The following is a 19,296-nucleotide window of genomic DNA, read 5'->3' on the forward strand; positions in this document are numbered from 1 at the left end:
TATGCCATATTTAATTGTGTTATTAGTTGTTGTAGTGATTGTCATGATATCCTGCGTCAATGTAGTGCCGCAGGCTCATGCGTATGTTGTAGAGCGATTAGGTGGTTATCAGGCAACTTGGGATGTAGGAATCCATTTCAAAGTTCCGTTTATTGACCGCATTGCAAAACGTATTCTGCTCAAAGAGCAGGTTGTTGATTTCCCGCCGCAGCCGGTTATCACCAAGGATAATGTAACAATGCGAATTGATACTGTTATCTTTTATCAGATCACGGATCCAAAGCTGTTTGCATATGGTGTTGATAATCCGATCGTTGCGATTGAGAACTTAACAGCAACCACTCTGCGTAATATTATCGGAGACCTGGAGTTAGACGAGACGCTGACTTCCCGCGAGACGATCAATACGAAGATGAGAGCATCTCTGGATTCCGCAACAGATCCATGGGGAATCAAGGTGAACCGTGTCGAACTCAAAAACATCATTCCTCCGGCAGAAATTCAGGATGCAATGGAGCGTCAGATGAAAGCAGAGCGCGAAAAGAGAGAATCGATCCTTCGTTCACAGGGTGAAAAGGAATCGGCTATCTTGGTAGCACAGGGTAAAAAAGAAGCAGCTATTTTGGATGCAGAAGCAGAAAAACAGGCAGCGATCCTTCGCGCAGAAGCTAAGAGAGAGTCGATGATCCGCGAAGCGGAAGGTCAGGCAGAGGCGATCAAGACGGTACAGCAGGCAAGTGCAGATGGTATTCGCATGTTGAATGATGCACAGGCGAGCAAAGAAGTATTGCAGCTTAAGAGTTTGGAAGCCTTTAGCAAAGCTGCCGATGGAAAAGCAACCAAGATCATCATTCCATCTGAAATTCAGGGAATGGCAGGTCTTGCTAAATCTTTTTCCGAGGTGATCAAAGATAATTAAATGATGTTAGGTCATCTGTATACGATAGCATTCTGCAAAGGGTTACGGCCTCGGGCAGAGAGAAAAGAGGAGAAATTATGAGCGTTAATTTGAAAGGAAGAAATTTCTTGACATTAAAGGATTTTACGAAAGAAGAGATCAGCTATCTGTTGGATCTGTCTGCTGACCTTAAAGCCAAGAAGAAAAATGGAGAATTGGTTAATCATTATATTGGCAAAAATATTGCATTGATCTTTGAAAAAACCAGTACGCGTACCCGTTGCTCCTTTGAAGTGGCAGCACATGATATGGGAATGGGTGTTACGTATCTAGATCCACAGGGCTCTCAGATCGGTAAGAAAGAGAGCATTGCGGACACAGCACGTGTTCTTGGCAGAATGTTTGATGGTATTGAATATCGCGGCTTTGAGCAGGAGATTGTAGAGGATCTTGCAAAATATGCAGGAGTACCGGTGTGGAATGGTTTGACAAATGAATACCATCCAACGCAAATGTTAGCAGATCTTCTGACGATCAAAGAGCATTTAGGACGTTTGGAAGGCGTTAAGCTGGTATATATGGGCGATGCCAGATATAATATGGGTAATTCACTGATGATCGCTTGTGCTAAAATGGGAATGCATTTTACGGCATGTACTGCAAAGGAATATTTCCCGAATCAGGCATTGGTAGAACAGTGTGAACAGTACGCCAGTGAATCCGGTGGTTCCATCACGCTGACAGAGGATACAATGACCGGAACAAAAGATGCTGATGTTATTTATACGGATGTCTGGGTGTCTATGGGTGAGCCGGACGAAGTTTGGAAAGAGCGTACCTTGGCGTTGTCACCATATCAGGTAAACGCAAAGGTTATGCAGAATGCCGGAGAACAGGCGCTATTTATGCATTGTCTTCCAGCTTTCCATGACTTAAAGACCAAAATTGGCAAAGAAGTATATGAAAAATTTGGATTAAAAGAACTTGAAGTTACAGATGAAGTATTTGAATCCAAGCAATCGGTAGTATTTGACGAAGCAGAAAATCGCATGCATACGATCAAAGCGGTGATGGTTGCAACATTAGGAGAGGCGTGATCTTTATGAGATCGAAGATATTACGGGAACTGATGGATCATTCGGACACATTTGTGTCCGGACAGAAATTATGTAAAACGTTTGGCGTGAGCAGACAGGCAGTTTGGAAAAACATTTGCTGTCTGAAAGAACTTGGCTATGACATTGAATCGGTTACTAATAAAGGCTATCGCTTAATAAGTAAACCGGATATATTGTATGGTCCTGAGATTGAGGCATATTTGGAAGAGGAAAGTTTCTGTCAAAAAGTCGAATGTCATGATAGCATTGACTCGACAAACATCCGAGGCAAACAACTTGCAGAATTGGGAGAAGCTGAGGGAACATTGATCGTAGCCGATCGGCAGACAGCGGGACGCGGACGCAGAGGCCGCAATTGGATTTCTGAATCCGGTGTTGGTATTTATATGACTTACGTATTAAGACCGACAGTTCAGCCGGCACATGTGTCAGGGATCACATTATTGGCAGCATTGGCAATGTGTGAAGCAACTTATCAGGAATGCGACGTGCTTCCACAGATCAAATGGCCCAACGATGTCATCATTGATGGCAAAAAGATATGTGGTATTCTGACGGAAATGAGTTCAGAAGTTCAGTATGTGCATTATGCCGTAATGGGTATCGGAATCAATGCTAACAAAGAAAAATTCGATGAGACATTAAAGGACAAGGCGACCAGCATTTATCTGTCAACAGGCAAAAAAGTAAACAGAGCTAAGTTTACAGCGGCTTTTGCAGATGCGTTTGGTGGTTATTACAGACGATATATGCAGGACGGAGATCTGTCTGCGTTTGTGGAAGAGTATGATGAATTGCTTGCCAATAAAGACAAAGAAGTGATCATCTACCATGGCATGGTTGAGGATGCCACGCCGGACAAAATATCACGGGGTATTGCACGTGGCATTGATAAAGACGGAGCACTGTTAGTTGAGATCGATGGCAGCGTCACACCGGTCATGTCCGGAGAAGTATCGATAAGGGGGGTACAGGGATATGTCTGAAAAGGAACCGGTTGTCTTATGTGCAGCGAGTTCTTATGAACAAAAATACTACCTGAACGAAGCGTTTAGCGGATTACCTACAGCAGTCAAAGAGGAATTGCAAGTCATGTGTGTGTTGTATACGGCAGACGTTGGCGGTATTTTGACACTGCAGTTTGACGAAGATGGCAATTTACAGTTTCAGGTGACTTCTGCGGATGATGATTTTCTGTTTGATGAGATCGGCAGTGTGCTCAAGATCAAGCAGTATCAGGCAGAAAAACAGGAGTTGTTAGAGGCTCTTGAATTATATTATAGAATAAAAATACTTGGTGAAAAGGTCGATTTCGACTAATGGAGGACAGCTATGTTATTGGCAGTAGATGTTGGAAATACAGATATTACATTTGGATTGTTTCGTGAGAGTGAATTGATCACGAGATTTCGAGTCACAGTAAAAGTACCGCGCAGCTCGGACGAGTATGGCGAGTTGATCTGTGCGATACTGCAGCAGAAAGGATACTCTCCGGAAGATGTAAATGAAGTGATCATTGCATCTGTTGTGCCGAAGATCATGTACTCTTTTACAAGTGGCATCATCAAGTATCTGCATTGTCATCCGCTGGTAGTCGGAGCCGGAATAAAGACCGGAATACGTATAGAAACTGCCAATCCAAAAGAAATCGGACCGGATCGTATTGTAGATGCAGTCAGTGCCTATGAACAGTATGGCGGACCGATTATTGTTGTTGATTTTGGAACAGCGACAACATATGATATTGTTACTGCAGAGGGGGCATTTCTAGGTGGTGTGATCAGTCCCGGAATACGCATTTCTGCGAACGCGTTGTGGAATAATACAGCGAATCTGCCGGAAATTGAGATCAAATGCCCGGGGGTTTCTATTGCAAAAGATACGATCACATCAATGCAGGCAGGACTGTTTTTTGGCACGATCGGTCAGTCGGAGTACATTATTCGAAAGATCAAAGAAGAGTCAGGCTTCTTGGATGCGAAAGTTGTCGCAACCGGAGGACTTGGGAAGATCATTTCAGAGCATACGGACGAGATACAGGTGTATGACAGCGATCTGACACTTCGAGGTCTACAGATTATCTATGATAAGCAGAAGAAATAATAAAATTGGAGTGTTATGCGTAGTTTTAAGATAGGAAACGTATTGATTCCCGGCAATTTAATATTAGGACCAATGGCAGGTGTAACAGATCTGCCATTTCGTTTGTTATGCAAGGAGCAGGGAGCTGATCTTGTCTACACGGAGATGATCAGTGCAAAAGGAATATATTACAATAACAAAAATACAGAAAAGCTATGGGAAATCGCGGATGAAGAGCATCCGGCAGCATTGCAGTTGTTTGGCTCAGATCCGGATCTGATGGCAGAAATGGCACGTAAAATTGATCACCGTAATTTTGATATTTTAGATATCAATATGGGGTGCCCGGTGCCGAAAGTGGTTAACAATGGTGAGGGTTCAGCGTTGATGAAAACTCCGGAGCTGGCAGCTAAGATCATTCGCAAAGTATCACAGGCAAGTTCAAAGCCTTTGACCGTTAAATTTCGCAAAGGCTTTACCGAGGATACCGTCAATGCAGTCGAATTTGCCAAGATGGCAGAACAGAATGGTGCAGCAGCCATTGCGGTACATGGACGCACCAGAGAACAGTATTATAGTGGAAAAGCAGATTGGGATATCCTTGCGCAGGTCAAAGAAGCAGTAACAATCCCGGTGATAGCCAGTGGAGATATTTTTTCAGCAGAAGATGCAATCAAATGTTTGGAGCAGACAAAATGTGATGGGCTCATGTTGGCTCGTGGTGTTCGAGGTAATCCGTGGCTGTTTGCTGAGATCAAACAGGCAATCATGCAGTACGATGCCGGAGAAGAGATACAAATCTCGAAACCACAGCTTTCAGAGGTGGTTGAAATGATACGCCGTCATGGCAGAATGCAGGTGGAATACAAGGGCGAGATAATGGGGATGCGGGAGATGCGAAAGCACGTAGCATGGTATACGACAGGATATCCGCATTCGGCAGCAATCCGCAGAGAAGCAAACTTTATTGAGACGTATGAACAACTGGAAAAGCTTTGTGATAAGATACTAGCCGACAGTAAGTCATGATTAGTGAGTTCGCGCTTGTAATTCTTTACCCAATGAAGTAAACTGCTATCAGAAATAAATTATACAGGAGGCTAATCAAAATGGATTACGGTTTGATTGGTGGAAAGCTGGGACACAGTTATTCCAAAGATATTCACGAGATGTTGGCAGATTATACATATGATCTATGTCCTTTGACAAAAGAGGAATTTGTGCCTTTCATGGAGCAGCATGCATTCCGGGCAATCAATGTCACCATTCCTTACAAACAGGATGTTATTCCTTACCTGGACAGCTTAGATGACAATGCAAAGGCTATCGGTGCAGTCAATACGATCGTAAATAAAGATGGTCGTTTGGAAGGCCACAATACAGATTTCTCCGGTTTTATGTATATGTTAAAGAAACATAACATTTCCGTAAAAGGAAAGAAATGTGTTGTTCTAGGAGATGGAGGTGCTTCTAAAGCAGTCGTTGCTGTATTAAAAAAGATGGAAGCCAAAAAAGTTGTTATTGTTGACATTATCAAGACAGCATCTGCGATCACTTATGAAGAATGCTTTGCGAAACATACAGATGCTGAATTTATTGCAAATACAAGTCCGGTTGGTATGTATCCAAACTGTGATGCCAGTCCGGTTGATCTAACACGTTTCCCGGAATGTGAAGCAGTAGTTGATGTTATTTATAATCCATTGGAGACAAAGTTAGTTGCTCAGGCAAGAGAGCTTGGAATGACTGGCGTTAATGGATTGGAAATGCTTGTAGCACAGGCGTTGTATGCGGTAGAGTTTTTCTTGGACACAAAGTTAGACGAAGCCAAGATTGATGAAGTATATCACAAAATCTATGAAGAGAAAGTGGGAGAGCAATAAAAGCTGCAACTGTATATATCTTGCATAAATGCAGCGATTATTATATAATCTAATTTTGGGTAAGATGATAAAGAACAAAGATGTCTGATGCCTTTGCGGCATAAGCGGACATAAACGATTAATGGAGGTCAAAAATGAGTAAAAAACCAGTTGTTTTGATGATTCTTGATGGATATGGTTTGAATGACAAGACGGAAGGCAATGCGATTGCCATGGCAAATACGCCGGTAATGGACAAGCTGATGGCAGAATGCCCTTGGCAGCCGGGTCTTGCCAGCGGTCTTGCAGTTGGTCTGCCGGATGGTCAGATGGGTAACTCCGAGGTAGGTCATATGAATATCGGTGCCGGACGCATTATTTATCAGGATCTGACTCGTATCACCAAAGCAATTGAAGATGGTGATTTCTTTGAAAATAAAGTATTACTGCAGGCAGTAGAAAATGTGAAAAAGAACGGTTCCGATCTGCATTTATTCGGACTTCTTTCCGATGGTGGCGTGCACAGCCACAACACACATCTGTATGCCTTGTTAGAGCTTGCTAAGAAAAACGATGTAAAAAATGTATATGTTCACTGCTTCTTAGATGGTAGAGATACACCACCGGCATCCGGCAAAGATTATGTTGCTGAGTTGCAGGCTAAAATGGATGAGATCGGAGTAGGTCAGATCGCAAGTGTTCATGGACGTTATTATGCAATGGACCGTGACAACAACTGGGATCGTGTAGAAAAAGCCTATAAAGCATTGGTTGAAGGTGTTGGCAATAAAGCAGCCGATGGAGTGCAGGCAGTTGCAGATTCTTATGCAGCGGACGTAACAGATGAGTTTGTTGTTCCTACAGTTGTTGAGAAAGACGGCAAACCGGTCGCAACGATCAAACCAAATGATTCAGTGATCTTTTTCAATTTCCGTCCGGATCGAGCTCGCGAGATGACGCATGCATTTTGTGATGAGCAGTTTGATCATTTTGAGCGTGCCAATGGATTTATGCCACTTACTTTTGTATGCTTCAAGGATTACGATGAGACGATTGCCAACAAGCTTATCGCCTTTGAAAAAGAAAATATCGTAGATACATTTGGCGAGTATCTTGCAGCGAATGGCAAGAAACAGCTTCGTCTTGCAGAGACTGAGAAATATGCGCATGTTACATTTTTCTTTAACGGTGGTGTAGAAGAGCCAAATAAAGATGAAGAGCGTTCCTTGGTAAAATCTCCTGCAGTTGCTACTTATGATCTGCAGCCTGAGATGAGTGCTCCGGAAGTCAGCAAACGTCTTAATGAGGCAATTGCATCCGATAAATATGATGTGATCGTGATCAACTTTGCAAATCCGGATATGGTTGGACACACAGGAGTGATCCCGGCAGCAGTGAAAGCAGTTGAAGCAGTTGACCAGTGCGTAGGTACTGCAGTAGAAGCAATTAAAAAAGCAGACGGAGTATTGTTTATCTGTGCAGACCACGGAAACGCAGAGAAGATGATCGATTATGAGACAGGAGAGCCTCATACAGCACATACAACCAATCCGGTTCCTTTTGTGCTTGTTAATTATGATGAAGCATACACGCTTCGCGAGGGTGGCCGTTTGGCAGATATTGCGCCTACTTTGCTTGAGATCATGGGATTGCCACAGCCGGCTGAGATGACTGGCGAGTCTCTTCTTCTTAAAAAATAAGAATCAGCTTGCTATTTCATAGACAATATGCTATGATAGTATCTGTTTGAAACTGCGTATAGACAGTTTCAAAAAGAGATTTTCAGACGGTGTACTGCGGGTAGCAGATAACCGTAAAACACAGAATGGAGGAAGTTTTCAATGATTCATACACTGCATACTATTTTATTGTTGGTATATATTCTTGTATGTTGCGTTTTGACAGTAATCGTACTGATGCAGGAGGGCAAGCAGGCAGGACTTACCGGAGCGATCAGCGGTGCCGCTGAGACATACTGGGGTAAGAACAAGGGTCGTTCCATGGAAGGTGGATTAGAGCTTGCAACAAGGATTCTTGCTGTTGTATTTGTCGTGCTTTCATTAATTCTCAATCTGAAGATATTTCAGTAGAGCATGATAATGGAGCGATAACAGTATGGTTGCTGTTTTGAGAGAGCGTGCTGCTAAAGCGATGGCAGTATGGTTGTTGTTTTGGTGGAATATGTTACTAAAGCGATGACAGTTTCGCCGTTGTAAACAAATGCATTATTACAGGGATTGCCGATTGGCAATCCCTTTTTTCAAAATGGAGGATCTGTATGAAAAAAGAAGAGTTCGATAATAAAAAGAAATTAGTATATGATTTTGTTACAGACAAAGAATATAAGCCGATGTCTGTAAAGGAAATGGCGATGGTATTACAGGTGCCTGCCGCAGAAAAGAAAGACCTGCGTCGCGTGGTCGAGGCATTGTGCGAGGAAGGCAAGATCCATATCAGTCAGCGTGGAAAAGTGCGGCCACTGGCCGACAATCTGCTTACCGGCCGCTTTATGGCAACACAGAAAGGGTTTGGATTTGTCCGTGTTGAGGGAGAAGAGGAGGACTACTTCATCCCGGCGCATCAAGTGATGAATGCACTCGACGGAGATACTGTGCGCATTTCCGTAGACGACAAGCAGCGTGGCAAACGTAAAGAAGCAACGGTTGTGAGCGTATTAGAGAGAGCCTCAACAATCTTAGTGGGAACGTATTCCAATAGTAAAAGCTTCGGTTTTGTCGTTGCTGACAACCATAAGTTCACCAAAGATATTTATATTCCAAAGGCAGAAAGCAAAGGTGCTGTCACCGGTCATAAAGTTGTTGTAGAAATTACGGACTATGGCAGTGAAAATCACAACCCGGAAGGCAGAATATTGGAAATTATAGGTCATATCAATGATCCCGGTGTTGATATTTTATCTGTGATCAAAGCGTATGGTCTGCCGGAAGAGTATCCGGATGCAGTGATGGATCAAGTTGCGGGGATTGATGACGAAGTACCGGAAGAACAAAAGAAAGGACGCGTAGATTATCGCTCTTTGCAGACGGTAACGATTGACGGTGAAGATGCCAAAGATCTTGATGATGCAATAACCTTGACTAAAGAAGGAGACATATATCATCTGGGTGTTCATATTGCGGACGTCAGTCAGTATGTAACAGAGTCCTCTGCATTAGATAAGGAAGCCCTTAAACGAGGAACCAGTGTATATTTAGTCGATCGCGTTATTCCTATGCTGCCCCATAAGCTGTCAAACGGAATATGTTCATTAAATCAGGGAACAGATCGTCTTGCTTTATCCTGTATGATGGACATCAATGCCAAAGGTGAGATCATAAAACACCGCATAGAGGAAACTGTGATCAACGTCGATCGTCGAATGTCCTACACAAGTGTTCATGCGATTGTTGAATTGCAGGATCCTGAGGAGCGCAAAGAATATGAAGAACTGATACCGATGTTTGAACTGATGTATGAGCTGGCATCTATTTTGCGCAAGCGTCGTGATAAACGTGGATCTATAGATTTTGATTTTCCGGAAAGCAAGATCACATTGGATTCCAAAGGAAAACCGATCGATGTAGCAGAATACGAGCGCAATAATGCACATCGTATTATTGAAGAATTTATGTTGGCGGCAAATCAGACCGTTGCGGAAGATTACTATTGGCAGGAACTTCCTTTTGTGTATCGTACACACGAAGCACCTGACAGCGAAAAGATATTACAGCTCGGCATATTTATCAATAATTTTGGATATACCATTAAGACTGGTGCGGAGGATGAAATACATCCAAAGGAACTGCAAAAGTTGATCTCCAAAGTGGAAGGAACGCCAGAGGAGGGACTCATCAGTCGACTGACGCTGCGTTCTATGAAACAGGCAAAATATACGACAGGATGTGAAGGACACTTCGGACTGGCAATGAAATATTATTGCCACTTTACGTCGCCGATCCGCCGATATCCGGATCTGCAGATCCATCGTATCATCAAAGAAAATCTACACGGTGCCTTGACAGACAAGCGGATCAGTCATTATGAACAGATACTGCCGGAGGTGACGGCAGAGGCAAGTAGACTGGAGCGAAGGGCAGATGATGCGGAGCGTGAAGTTGAAAAAATGAAAAAAGCGGAATATATGGAGCAATTTATCGGTGAGACATTCGACGGTGTGATTTCCGGCGTGACGAGCTGGGGTATGTATGTAGAACTGCCGAATACGATCGAGGGTATGGTGCGTGTTGCAGACATTCCGGGAGATTATTATTATTTTGAGGAAGAGCGCTATCAAATGGTTGGAGAGAAGACAGGCAAAATATATAAGCTTGGCCAGAAAGTGCGCGTGACCGTGTCGGCAGTAGACAAGCTGCTTCGCACGATCGACTTCGAATTGAATGAGGAGGACGAAAACGAACATGGCGAAGAAACTGATCGCAAATAATAAAAAAGCATATCATGATTATTTTATCGAGGAAAAATATGAAGCAGGGATATCTCTTGCCGGAACAGAAGTGAAATCTCTGCGTATGGGCAGATGCAGTATAAAAGAAGCATTCATTCGCATCGAACACGATGAGGTATTTGTGTACAATATGCACATCAGTCCTTATGAAAAAGGAAATATCTTTAACAAAGATCCACTGCGCGTGCGTAAATTATTGCTGCATCGCCAGGAAATCCGCAAGATCCAAGGGCATATTACGCAGAAGGGTTATACGATCGTGCCACTAAGCGTGTATTTCAGCGGCAGCCTGGTCAAAGTCGAAATTGGCTTAGCAAAAGGTAAGAAATTGTATGACAAACGACAGGATATTGCCAAGAAAGATCAACGGCGTGAGGCAGAACGTAAATTCAAAGTAAGTAATCTGTATTAATGAATTACGATAGTATTGAATTGAATATTGTAAAAAGTGGATGAAATCTTTTCATTTATTGTGCGTGTCAAACAGCCGATTTTAACGAAGTTATTTTGCACAAAAAAAACAAATTATTAATAAAAAAATCGGCAGAATTACTTCGATAAAATTCTGGAAAAAATTTAAGAAACAAAGCATCTGTTTTATTGTATGATTTATACAAAATCAGCCGATTAAAACATTATTTGTTGGATAAAATGTATGGATACCAACATGAATTTTAAAAAATGGAAAAAAACCGAAAAACAACATGACAGATTTTAAAGTTGACAACACAAAAGTCATGTATTAAAATAACACTCGGCTGATTGAAATGTGAACAAAATGTGTTTTGTATGTCGAAAAAATACATAATATGTCATTTCGAAACAGGATGACAAAAGGTTTTGCATAATGACGAAAGCAAGCACATGTTGTGACGCAGGCAGACTGCCGGAGGGAGATGACGACTTGATAGATTTTCACACACACATCTTGCCACGTATTGACGATGGGAGCGGTAGCTCACAGGAATCTTTAGAACTTTTGTCTCTTGAGAAAGAGCAGGGAGTTGATCGGATCGTTTTTACACCACATTTTTATGCGGGGAAGGATTCGGTAGAAAATTTTCTGGATCGACGTGAGAAATCATATCAACGCTTGCTGTTCCGAATGGAAGAGAAGGGCATCGAGCCTCCAGTATTTTACAAGGGTGCTGAGGTGTATTATTTCGCAGGCATGGGCAAAGCAGAGATGGTTCCGGAGCTTTGTATCGAAGGAACGAATATTCTCTTATTAGAAATGCCGTTTGCACAGTGGGATAAAGGAGTGGTTGAGGACGTAAAGTTTCTTGTACAGAAGCGAAAGCTTACCTTGATCATTGCACACATTGAGCGTTATTATCCATTTCAAAAAGACAAAAAATATTGGGAAGCCGTATTTGATCTTCCGGTGTATACGCAGATCAATACAGAGAGTTTCCTGTCATGGCGAACCAGACACAGGGCGCTTGGGTTTTTAAAATCCGGTGACTATGAGGTAATACTTGGATCGGATTGCCATAACATGAAAACGAGGCTGCCTAATCTGCAGGAGGGCAGAAACGTCATAGCCTGCAAGCTTGGTGCACAGTATTTGCAAGAAATTGATGCACTGGGAGAAAGGATCTTACCATAATGGAAGATAAGCGTGTAGGGAAGAGTAATCGATCGAAGGCGATATGCATTACGGTTATTGTACTGTTGTGTATCGGTCTGACGGGCTTATTCTTAATGGAATATCGTTCCGGCAATACGAACCGGAAACAAAAAGGCTCGAAGAACCGCACAGCAGAGCAAACGGAGCAGCCAATTGATTGGGATTCCCTTCAGAAAGTCAAACTTAACCATCATAAATACGGGTTATTACATAAAGTAACTTCATGGTTGATCATCGGAACAGATGTCAGTGGCAATCAAGATGGCATCGGCGAGGATTATCAGGGTGCCATGGCAGATTTTATGTTATTGGTCGTATTTGATGAGGAGAATCATTCCTATGGAATGTTGCAGCTTAACCGTGATACCATGACGGAAATTCATCTATTGGACAACAAAGGTGAAGGCGAGGCAACAGCAGATATTCAGTTGTGTACAGCACACTGGTATGGAGGCAATAGACAGCAGGGATGTGAAAACACGATCACTGCAGTGTCTCATTTGCTTGGCGGCGTACCGATTGATGGTTATTATGAACTTCCAATGAAAGCAATACCGGTCCTTAATAAACAGGTTGGTGGTGTTACCGTAACGTTGGAAGACGACTTTTCAAGCGTGGATGCGGCAATGGTGAAGGGCAAGACAATCACATTATCAGATTCACAAGCGTTTCACTATATTCACGACCGTTATGGAGTTGGAGATGAAGAAAACACATCACGAATGAGAAGACAAAGACAGTATATGAGTGCATTTGCGGACAAGGCAAAGCAGAAGACTGCTGAAGATAATCAGTTCGCAGCAACATTACTCAATGCATTAGACTCATATGCAATATCCGAAATTAATCAAAATGATTTGATGCATTATTTAGATACAATTAATGAGTACCAATCCCAGGGAATGCTTACGATAGATGGCAAATTAAAGCTGGGCAAGGCGTTAGGAGATGGCTTAGAACACAGAGAATTTTATGCGGATGCAGCATCAATTGAGCAAATAGTCAAAAAATTATATCCGCTGATGGAACAGCCTAAGACAAATAAATAGCATTCTAATCTGCCATACAGAGTTTCAAGAAATAGTGCTGAGGTAATAATGGCATATTATGGGAGATCAGAGATATACACAGAGCATGTTGATAAGGGGAGCTTAAATGAGTAAGTTAAGGGACAAAATTCAAATCCAGGACCAAGACAGCGAAGAAGTAGAAATTGACTTATTGGAGTTATTTCAATATTTTCGCTCACAAATTTTAATATTGATCATTGCATTGTTAGTCGGTGGTGTTGCTGCAGGAGCGATCACGCACTTCCTGATCACACCAAAGTATCAGGCAACATCAAAGTTATATGTAGTATCAGCATCCAATAACAAGATCGTTGATTTGAATGACTTGAACATCGGTACCTCTCTTTCGGAGGATTATACTGAGTTGATCAAGATACGTCCGATTTTAGAGGATGTTATTAAGGATTGCAACCTTGACTACGAATATGAGGAGCTGCTCGGAATGCTGACGATCGCACCGGTGGGTGAGACTCGTATTTTGGCGATCACGGTAGAGAGCACCTCAGCAAAAGAGGCAATGACGATCGCAAACAGCGTAGCAGCGACAGCGGTAACGTATCTGCCGAAGCTGATGGAGACAACGGCTCCGAACATTGCTGAAAAGGCAGTGCTTCCGGAAGGACCATGTTCGCCGAATCTGGTTAAGAATACCGCAATCGGTGCTATTGGAATGTTAGTGCTTGTGATGGCAGTGCTTACTGTATTATTCCTGATGGACGATACGATGCGATCTGCAGAAGAGGTTGAGAAAGCCTTTGGTGTAATGCCGCTTACCGTTATCCCTGAGGGTGATATTGCAGAAATCTCCGATAAGAGAGAGGAAGAGATCGCTAAGGAGAAGAAGAAAGCCCACAAAGAGCGCAAGAAAGCCAGAAAGCAAAAGGAAAAAGACGATCAGAAGCAAGAACAAAACAAATAATGTAGAAAGCGCAGCACTTATGCAGTCAATAAAAACGAAACAAACCGTTAGATAGCACGAAAACACAAAGGAGAGTGCGATATGAATGAAGTAACCATAGGAAATATGCCGACGCTGCCCTATGCAGTAGAGGAAGCGGTCAACAGACTGCGTATCAATATTAGTTTCCTGGGAAGCGATATTAAAAAGATTATGGTAATTAGTACTATGCCAGACGAGGGAAAATCGTTTGTAACGATGCAGCTTTGGCGTCAGATGGCAGAATCCGGAACACCGTCGATCCTGTTAGATGCCGACCTTCGTAAGTCCGTCATGACAGACAAATATGACATTACAATGAATGATGGCAGTGAAGTCTGGGGTACTTCTTATATATTGGCACATGACATCCCAATTCAGGATGCTGTGTTACATACACAGATATCCGGTGGAGATATTCTGCCGAATGTCAAAAACGTTGTCAATCCATCCATGTTGATGGAGAGCAAACAGTTTGAAAATATGCTGAATACTATGGCTGATATGTACCGCTACGTATTCATCGATGCACCGCCACTCAACCTCGTATCCGATGGCGAGAAGATAGGTTCCCTCTGTGATGGAGCGATTCTCGTAGTACGTGGTGGGTTTACACAGAAGAAAATGGTGCGCAACTCCATTCGACAGTTGGAAAGAGCAGGCTGTCCGGTACTTGGTATCGTACTTAACCGTGTCGGTGGTAACCGAGGAAGCTATTACTACAAGAAGTATGGCGGCAAGAAATACGGTTATGGGTATGGTTACGGCTATTATGGCAGTAACAGCAAGGGTAATGAATATTATTACGCCTCCAAGTAATTATGGGCTGTCAGCATTGGTGTTATTGACACCTTGGTGATATGACAGCAGAGAATGAACTGATCGGTTCATATGATTATGCTGGGTCTACTGTTCCTATTTTGGGGGAACGGTTTACTCATAGATGATTCCGAATACGAAAGGAGGGAAAATGACAATGAAGGCAATGAAGAAAGTATTAGTAAGTGCTTTAGCAGCAGCATTAGTAGTTACAGCAGCAGCTCCTGCAGGTGCAGCTACATCTCCAGTAACAGCTCCAAAGGCTGTCAATGGAAAGGCTACCGTTAAGGGTGTTACTGTTAAGACTTCCAAGAAGGGTACAGCAACTGTTACAGCTGTTAAGTCTAAAAAGGCTACAGTTAAGGTTGCAGCAACTATCAAGGTTAAGGGTGTAACATACAAGGTTACTGCTATCGGCGCAAATGCATTCAAGAACTGCAAGAAGGTTAAGAAGATTTCCGTAGGAAAGAACGTTAAGACCATCGGCAAGAATGCATTCAAGGGCTGCAAGAAGCTCAAGACTATCACTTTGGCTAACAAGAAGGTTACCATCAAGAAGGGTGCTTTTGCTGGTCTCAACACAAAGAAGATCACTGTTAAGGCTCCTAAGATGAGCAAGAAGGCTCTCAAGAAGTTCAAGAAGGCTCTCAAGAAGGCAGGCTTCAAGGGTAAGGTAAAATAATTTATCGTACCGTCTAAGGTGAGTGTCGGGGCAGGTTGTTTGCAAATCGGAGAAATCTGATTTGTAAGCAATTTGCTTTTTTTTCAAAATAAGGGGTTATTCATGTTGCAGACCATGATAATGGTTAACTGCACTGGTGACAGGGGCGTATAAGCCAATAGATATCTGAACATTAATAAGAACAAAAAAGCCACATCAGTGGGTATAATGATAGCAGTTTATGATAAATTCAACTGCAAGAGAAAGAAATTGAAAATAATACTGTGGGAAATGACCTATAGTTTATATGTAGTATAGATGACAACGAATGGTAAGGCGTGGGGAACATAAGCGTATCGCTATAGATAAAAGGAAGGTGAGAGAATGTACAGACGTAAAGCAAAAGGCTGGTATAAACATATCGACTTTATTATATTAGACATAATCTGTTTGGAACTCTCATTCTTAATTGCATATGTTATCCGTCATGGTGCGGTGAATCCGTATCATTTTCAACTATATCGTAGTGCAGCGATCGTGCTTGGATTTATTGATTTTGTATTGCTCTTTGTATGCAATACATGCAAAAATGTATTAAAGCGCGGAATGCTTCAGGAACTGTATACAACCGTCAAACATGATGTGTACGTCATTTTGGCATTTACCTTATATTTGTTTGCAGTGCAAAACGCACAGCCATTTTCGCGAACCGTGCTGTTTCTGTGCGCTGCATTTTACATGCCGATTTCTTATGTGACAAGGCTTATTATGAAAGGAGCAGTCAACAAGATGCGTCGCAGCGGTGAAAAACCGGCATTACTTATCGTATCGACATCGGATGCCATTTACGAGACGTTGAAAACGATGGGGGACACATATTATCAGCTATATACGGTGCGCGGTATCGTAATATTAGATAAAGATATGATCGGCAAGCAGATCAAAGGTATTCCGGTCGTAGCGTCAGAAAGCACCGTCATAGAGTATGTCTGCAGGGGTTGGGTGGATGAATTATTTATGGCGTGTCCTCATAATTATAAAACGCGCAGGGAGTTGGTGGCACAGTTCGTCGATATGGGCATCGTCGTGCATGAAAACTTGTTTGAAAACAAGGAACTCTTTCTTAATCGTCAGATGGTAGAGCATATGGGCGGTTATACTGTGCTAACGACAACCTTAAACTATGCATCCGGCAGAGATTTGTTCCTCAAGCGATTGATCGACATTTGCGGAGGAATTGTTGGATGTATCATTACCGGAATCTTATTCGTGATCCTGGCACCGTTAATCTATATTCAGTCGCCGGGACCGATCTTCTTTGCACAGGAGAGAGTTGGTAAGAACGGTAAGCGATTCAAGATCTATAAGTTCCGCAGTATGTACCTCGATGCAGAGGAGCGCAAGCAGGAGCTTATGGAGCAAAACCGTGTAGAAGACGGCATGATGTTTAAGCTGGAGTTCGACCCTCGTATCATCGGCTGCAAGAAGCGTGCTGATGGCACGATCAAGAAAGGGGTCGGTAACTATATCAGAGACTGGAGTCTCGATGAATTTCCACAGTTCTTCAACGTACTCAAAGGTGATATGAGCATCGTTGGAACACGTCCACCAACAATGGACGAATGGGGAAAATACGAAATCCATCACCGTGCAAGGCTTGCAACCAAACCGGGAATCACCGGAATGTGGCAGGTCAGTGGACGAAGTGATATCACCGACTTCGAAGAAGTCGTGGCACTCGATACGAAGTACATCAATGACTGGAGCATTGGACTTGATATTAAGATCATGTTCAAGACGGTGTTAGTCGTGCTGCATCGTGAAGGTGCGATGTAGGTGAGAGTGGTTAGGTGATCACATCTTGAGAGTGTGATGCTTTGTGTAAAAGCGTTTATGTGGTTACATTGTAAGAATGTGACGCTATGTAAGAGTGGTTATGGTGCGGCTTGTGAAAGCAGCCGTTTCATGATATAAATATTATACGTTGTGTTTTGAGAAGTGTGCCTTTCCCGAGGTACACTCTCAAAGTATCTAAGCGCAATTGCCTGTAGAGGCTCGTCCCTGCAAGTAGCGTATACGTAAGTTACAAAAATCTGATTGAGTAATCGTCGCATTGTCGCGTTATGAGAGTAGGATGGTTATATTTGCTGATGATTTTCTATTGATTGCTTATTTTTTTTGAGTATTTGATAGGAAGTGGCGGAGCATACCCTTTTTTCGGTATATAATACCGGAACCGTACCAATTCTTTAATATGTGAAATGCGACAGCACAGATCAGAATCTGATTTGTGCTTTTTTCGTGCAAAAAATCAAAGCAGTTAAACATTGGTAACTCAAGCTTTGCACATTCAATGTTTTTGCTAGGTCACATATTGCTTATTATGTCAAAGAATACTAAGTGTTTTGCAGCCACAACATAGCGATTTCTGCTAGCAGAGAACTATAATAATTGCCTTGCCGCATTTTCGTTTTTTGTGATTTCTAGATTTTGTTGTCTCTGATGATTGATTTACATGCCCTTCGGAAACTCGAAGTCCCGGAAGCAAGGTAATCATCATTTTTGAAAGGGACTTTGTGCTCGTCGTTACTTATGTCTCGTATTTCAGAGACATTTAGTAACGTGACGTAGCGCATCGTAGCGAAAGCGTCCCGTCCAAAAATGGATGATACCTTGCTAAACCGGGACATCTCAGACACTCCTTCTGGCATGTATTCATCAGAGACCTAACAAAATAAGAAATCACTCAAAAACTCTGCGTTCTGCGGCAATTATCTTAGTTCGCTGCTAGCAGAACAAGTTAGCTTGTCGGCTGCAAAACATCATATTTATTGCTGACATAATAAGCAATATGTGACGATATGATATTTTTTGAAGTGCAAAGTTTGAGTTAGTAACGCTAAGCCTGGGTGCGTGTTATAGCATGCAGATCAGGTTTTCGGAGTGAATGGAGGATTCGTATGTGGTATGTGATGCAGGTGCAGACGGGTAATGAAGAAATGATCATAAAGTTGTGCGAGCAGGTGATCAATACCAAGAAGTATGAACGGATCTTCCTGCCGAAATGCGTAACACTTAAGAAACGTCGTGGCGAGTGGAAAGAACTGATCCAGACGCTCTTCCCCGGCTATATCTTTATTGATACCGACGAGAATCGCATTACAGACATTATCCGTGCCTGCTATGCGATTCCGGAAGTGACGAAAGTACTTCGCAGTGCCGAGAACTTTACGCCGATCCATGAGTTAGAGCAGACATATCTGCGGGAAATGATGGATAACGAAGACATCGTACGACCATCGGTCGGTTACCAGGTTGGTGAGCGCATTGAAATACTAAGCGGTCCACTTCGCTATGGACATGCTAAGATCTGCTACGTCGATCGTCATAAGCGTGTCGCAGAGATCGAAGTCGAACTCTTCGGTAGATACACAAAGGCAAAAGTCGCACTCGAAGTCATTGGCAAAACAACCAAAGAAAACTTACGTGAAGAAAAACTAAGGCAAGAACAACAACGTGATATTACAAAGCAACAAGAGCAACAACAATTTCAAAAGACCATGGAAAGCTGGAAAGCAGGAGATACCGTTCGCATTACAAGCGGTACGTTTGAAGGCATGGAAGGCACATTCGTCAGCGTGGATATCAAACGGCAGGAGGTAAAAGCGAAGATCCGGTTGTTTGAACGAGAGACGGAAGTAGTGCTGGGGGTTGGGGAAGTTGTAGTTGTGGGGTGAGGATGTACGATAGGTTA

18 protein-coding genes are annotated in these 19,296 nt (G+C 42.7%); all 18 read left to right on the forward strand.

The window, feature by feature from the left end; genetic code table 11:
• Position 1: 1 nt before the first annotated feature.
• The 18 genes from ACSAJE_RS00695 to loaP all read left to right on the forward strand — a co-directional run bounded on the left by ACSAJE_RS00695 (position 2) and on the right by loaP (position 19,279).
• On the forward strand, positions 2–919 hold the full coding sequence (locus ACSAJE_RS00695; RefSeq protein ID WP_022025006.1) for an SPFH domain-containing protein: 918 nt from the start codon (positions 2–4) through the stop codon (positions 917–919).
• A gap of 77 nt (positions 920–996) precedes the next feature.
• Positions 997–1,995, forward strand: a complete 999-nt coding sequence (gene argF / locus ACSAJE_RS00700; protein ID WP_022025005.1) for an ornithine carbamoyltransferase — start codon at positions 997–999, stop codon at positions 1,993–1,995.
• Positions 1,996–2,000: 5 nt separating this feature from the next.
• Positions 2,001–3,002 carry a biotin--[acetyl-CoA-carboxylase] ligase gene (locus tag ACSAJE_RS00705; protein ID WP_243034675.1) on the forward strand — a complete coding sequence of 334 codons (1,002 nt, stop codon included), beginning with the start codon at positions 2,001–2,003 and terminating at the stop codon, positions 3,000–3,002.
• Positions 2,995–3,336 carry a DUF6145 family protein gene (locus ACSAJE_RS00710; RefSeq protein WP_022025003.1) on the forward strand — a complete coding sequence of 114 codons (342 nt, stop codon included), beginning with the start codon at positions 2,995–2,997 and terminating at the stop codon, positions 3,334–3,336. Before ACSAJE_RS00705 ends, ACSAJE_RS00710 begins: the two co-directional genes overlap by 8 nt.
• A gap of 12 nt (positions 3,337–3,348) precedes the next feature.
• Positions 3,349–4,119 (forward strand): type III pantothenate kinase, encoded by a 771-nt coding sequence (locus tag ACSAJE_RS00715; protein ID WP_022025002.1) that lies wholly within the window; start codon positions 3,349–3,351, stop codon positions 4,117–4,119.
• Positions 4,120–4,134: 15 nt separating this feature from the next.
• On the forward strand, positions 4,135–5,127 hold the full coding sequence (gene dusB / locus ACSAJE_RS00720) for a tRNA dihydrouridine synthase DusB (RefSeq protein ID WP_458009441.1): 993 nt from the start codon (positions 4,135–4,137) through the stop codon (positions 5,125–5,127).
• 80 nt (positions 5,128–5,207) lie between these two features.
• Complete coding sequence (locus ACSAJE_RS00725; protein ID WP_458009442.1) at positions 5,208–5,981, forward strand: shikimate dehydrogenase family protein; 774 nt, start codon at positions 5,208–5,210, stop codon at positions 5,979–5,981.
• A gap of 134 nt (positions 5,982–6,115) precedes the next feature.
• Positions 6,116–7,660: a 2,3-bisphosphoglycerate-independent phosphoglycerate mutase gene (gpmI, locus tag ACSAJE_RS00730; protein WP_118507185.1), complete on the forward strand. Its 1,545-nt coding sequence runs from the start codon at positions 6,116–6,118 to the stop codon at positions 7,658–7,660.
• Positions 7,661–7,804: 144 nt separating this feature from the next.
• On the forward strand, positions 7,805–8,050 hold the full coding sequence (secG, locus tag ACSAJE_RS00735) for a preprotein translocase subunit SecG (protein WP_118507197.1): 246 nt from the start codon (positions 7,805–7,807) through the stop codon (positions 8,048–8,050).
• A 188-nt stretch (positions 8,051–8,238) separates the two neighbouring features.
• Positions 8,239–10,404: a ribonuclease R gene (gene rnr, locus ACSAJE_RS00740; protein ID WP_118691182.1), complete on the forward strand. Its 2,166-nt coding sequence runs from the start codon at positions 8,239–8,241 to the stop codon at positions 10,402–10,404.
• Positions 10,379–10,837 carry an SsrA-binding protein SmpB gene (smpB, locus tag ACSAJE_RS00745; RefSeq protein ID WP_022024996.1) on the forward strand — a complete coding sequence of 153 codons (459 nt, stop codon included), beginning with the start codon at positions 10,379–10,381 and terminating at the stop codon, positions 10,835–10,837. Before rnr ends, smpB begins: the two co-directional genes overlap by 26 nt.
• A 435-nt stretch (positions 10,838–11,272) precedes the next feature.
• A complete protein-coding gene (locus ACSAJE_RS00750) occupies positions 11,273–12,034 on the forward strand; it encodes a CpsB/CapC family capsule biosynthesis tyrosine phosphatase (protein WP_118691183.1) in 762 nt (253 codons plus the stop codon).
• Entirely contained in the window at positions 12,034–13,104 is a 1,071-nt protein-coding gene (locus tag ACSAJE_RS00755) for an LCP family protein (protein WP_458009443.1), read from the forward strand. The genes ACSAJE_RS00750 and ACSAJE_RS00755 overlap by 1 nt, the downstream gene beginning before the upstream one ends.
• A gap of 106 nt (positions 13,105–13,210) precedes the next feature.
• Positions 13,211–14,044, forward strand: a complete 834-nt coding sequence (locus ACSAJE_RS00760) for a YveK family protein (protein WP_118691185.1) — start codon at positions 13,211–13,213, stop codon at positions 14,042–14,044.
• Positions 14,045–14,125: 81 nt separating this feature from the next.
• Entirely contained in the window at positions 14,126–14,881 is a 756-nt protein-coding gene (locus tag ACSAJE_RS00765) for a CpsD/CapB family tyrosine-protein kinase (protein WP_118507189.1), read from the forward strand.
• Between the two features lie 157 nt (positions 14,882–15,038).
• On the forward strand, positions 15,039–15,563 hold the full coding sequence (locus ACSAJE_RS00770) for a leucine-rich repeat domain-containing protein (RefSeq protein ID WP_182448324.1): 525 nt from the start codon (positions 15,039–15,041) through the stop codon (positions 15,561–15,563).
• A 363-nt stretch (positions 15,564–15,926) separates the two neighbouring features.
• On the forward strand, positions 15,927–17,378 hold the full coding sequence (locus tag ACSAJE_RS00775) for a sugar transferase (RefSeq protein ID WP_458009444.1): 1,452 nt from the start codon (positions 15,927–15,929) through the stop codon (positions 17,376–17,378).
• 1,124 nt (positions 17,379–18,502) lie between these two features.
• A complete protein-coding gene (loaP, locus tag ACSAJE_RS00780; protein WP_458009445.1) occupies positions 18,503–19,279 on the forward strand; it encodes an antiterminator LoaP in 777 nt (258 codons plus the stop codon).
• Positions 19,280–19,296 lie beyond the last annotated feature (17 nt).

Source organism: Jutongia sp. SJQ-6 (genome assembly GCF_054161275.1).